The following is a 2,639-nucleotide window of genomic DNA, read 5'->3' as shown; positions in this document are numbered from 1 at the left end:
GGGGACACAGAAGCCCTCGGTGCCGACGGTCTCCTGGATGTCCTCGTGGTCTGGCACCACACCGTGTTCCAGGATGTGACGCCGGCCGAAACCGTCCACGGGAGGGTTGCACTGCGGCGTCTTGCAGTCGCTCTGACCTTCACGTAACGGAATGTCGTTGCCCAACGCGCCCTGGAAGGTGTCGACGACCGTCCAGTCGATCAGGTTCGGATTCGGGTCGCCGGGGTCGGCGGTTGCGGTGGCGGGCGCGACGAGGGCACCCAGCAGGCCCAGGAGCAGGGCGAGTACGGCGGATGACAGACGTCGGCGGGCCCGGCTGTACGCCGGGGCATGCGTGGGCGTGCGCGGGTGACCGCGAAGTACCGGCACGGAATCCCCTCCTTGTGACCGGGCCGCCCGGTGACGGCCCGGCGGCCCCGCGACGTCCTGACCGCCACGGGGATACCCACCCTGCCGTCAGGTAAGGGACATGACAAACCTTGTTGCGTGACGGCGAGTCGGTCAGCGGGGTCGACTTCCGAAGCCTGCACTCAGGGCCCAGGAGTTCCTGCACGACAGCGGTGTCCCTGTCCGGTTGCACGGAGACAAGGCACAGACCGCTTTCAGCCTCGCCTGGAAGCACGTCGGCCGCGACAGCTGCCTGACCGAGATCGACCCGGCCCCGGGATACTGGAAGGAGGAGATCGACCACGTCATCAAGGGACGCGGCATCACATCCTTCGAGGAATACGCCACAGTGCTCCGCCGACGCCGTCGCGCGAGTCTGCGGCGTCCGCATCGCCAGGCCGTCTGGGCTCTGTACGAAGCGTACGAAGCGCTCCGCAGCGAGCGCGGCGTGCATGACTTCAACGACGTCCTCTCCCTCGCCCTTGCAGAAGCGCGGCACAGCACCGGACAACACCGCTATGCGGCAGTGATCGTCGACGAGGTCCAAGACCTGACCTTGATCGGGGTGCAGCTCCTACACGCTCTTGTCGGCGATGCGCCCAACGGACTGCTGCTGGTCGGCGACGGCCAACAGGCCGTCCACCCCGGCGGCTTCCGCCTGTCCGACGCCGGCATCGACATCCGAGGCGACCGCGGGTAAGTGCTACGCACCAACTACCGCGACAGCGAGGAGATCCTTGACGCTGCACTCGCGGTCGTCGCCGAGGACTCCTTCGAGGACATCGACGGGCTCCGAGCGCCAGGCCGCCGAGACGTCGATCTCACGTATCACGATGGCAACGTGACCCGTGTTTCGAAGCCGACACCGGCCGAGCACGACCAGGCGCTCCTGGAGGCCCTGCGCGACCTGCCGCCCGGAGCCCGCCCGGACGCCGCGGTGCTGTGCCCGTCCATGCGCGCCATCGGCCACTACCAGCGGCTCCTCGAACGGGCGGGCATCTCGGTATGCCTGCTGGAGCACTACGACGGCCGCCCCGTCGATGCCGTCAAACTCGGCAGCTACCGTAGCGCCAAGGGATTGGAGTTCAAGCGCGTCTACCTCCCGGAGCACGACGCGGCCTTGGCGAACGGCTCCCGCCCACCACCCGACGCGGAAGCCTCGGAAACTGAACGCGAGCGCAACGAGTTGGCCCACAGCCAACTCGCCCGAAGACTTCCTGGCCTACATCGCCGGGGTGGTCTCCCATCCCGCCTACACGGAGCGCTTCCGCGAAAACCTCGAAGACCCCGGTGTCCGAGTGCCACTGACCGGAGACGTTCGTCTCTGGGACCGCGCGGCTCGAATAGGCCGCCGCGTGCTGTGGCTGCACACGTACGGAGACCGCTTCTCGGACCAGGCAGAAGGACGTACGCGTGAGATGTTTGCGGCTTCCCTCAGGCCGTCCTCGCTGTGTCGTGGAAAGACCAGACACGGAGGAGGGAATGCCGCAGGCCCTCCGATACGAGCCAGAGGAGCAGCGCCTGTGGATCGGCTCGGGATGCATCGCGCCGGCGCTGCCATCCACCAGGGAGTATCAGGTCTCCGGGATGAACGTACTGGACGAGTAAGCCCGTCAAACCTGCCGCTGGGCGAGACACAATGCCGGGACTGTGACCTACCGGAGCAAGCCCGGTCCCATGCCACGAAGGGTGGCTGTGCATCTGTCGGACGGGACACGGGCGTGGTCGTCGAGACGAACCGAGCATGGCCGGCCTGAGCGATGATCCGGAGGAACGTGGGGCGCCTCGCATGGTGATTACGGTGATCCGTCGATCCCGGAATCGCGAACGTGCAGCCCTCAGGGCGATCGGCTGCCCGACGCTGGGTGGCCCCAGCGAGTAACCCTTGGGCGACCCCGAACAAGATCTTGTCCCAGATTTCTCCCAAACGATCTCCAGGAACCACTCAGGGGCCCGACCCATTCACTGGATCAGGCCCCTGACCTGGTACTTCACTGTCGGGGTGGCGGGATTTGAACCCACGACCTCTTCGTCCCGAACGCGATCAGGCCCCTTTGTGACCTTGGTGTTGGGGCACTGACCTGCGCTGTTCGGTTCCGGGCTTGTCCATTACCGTCCGAGACAGTCTCGGCGTGGCTGCCACGTTTGGCCCCCTGTTTGGACCCCTGGACTGGGTGGCGGGCGCATTTCTTGCTGACGTTGCTGCGGGCGCCTTGCTGGCTTCCTCCTACTAGTCTGGGAGCAAGTAGTAG

At 66.4% G+C, this 2,639-nt stretch carries 3 protein-coding genes and 1 pseudogene; 2 read left to right on the top strand and 2 right to left on the bottom strand.

Going from position 1 to position 2,639, the window contains the following annotated elements:
* Window positions 1-369 (bottom strand): annotated as a pseudogene (locus AC3ETA_RS47615) (hypothetical protein); the annotation flags it as partial.
* Between the two features lie 205 nt (window positions 370-574).
* On the opposite strand from AC3ETA_RS47615, the gene AC3ETA_RS47610 reads away from it, so the two are divergent.
* Window positions 575-1,087: a UvrD-helicase domain-containing protein gene (locus tag AC3ETA_RS47610; protein WP_432199141.1), complete on the top strand. Its 513-nt coding sequence runs from the start codon at window positions 575-577 to the stop codon at window positions 1,085-1,087.
* A gap of 3 nt (window positions 1,088-1,090) precedes the next feature.
* Here AC3ETA_RS47610 and AC3ETA_RS47605 read toward each other — a convergent pair whose 3' ends face one another.
* Complete coding sequence (locus AC3ETA_RS47605) at window positions 1,091-1,498, bottom strand: hypothetical protein (RefSeq protein ID WP_432199142.1); 408 nt, start codon at window positions 1,496-1,498, stop codon at window positions 1,091-1,093.
* Here AC3ETA_RS47605 and AC3ETA_RS47600 point away from each other — a divergent pair.
* A complete protein-coding gene (locus AC3ETA_RS47600; RefSeq protein WP_432199140.1) occupies window positions 1,428-2,144 on the top strand; it encodes a type ISP restriction/modification enzyme in 717 nt (238 codons plus the stop codon). The genes AC3ETA_RS47605 and AC3ETA_RS47600 overlap by 71 nt on opposite strands.
* Window positions 2,145-2,639: the final 495 nt, after the last annotated feature.

The sequence above is a fragment of the Streptomyces sp. bgisy027 genome, assembly GCF_057710365.1.
Note: the sequence above shows the minus strand (reverse complement) of the source record. Positions and strands in the feature narration are given on the sequence as shown.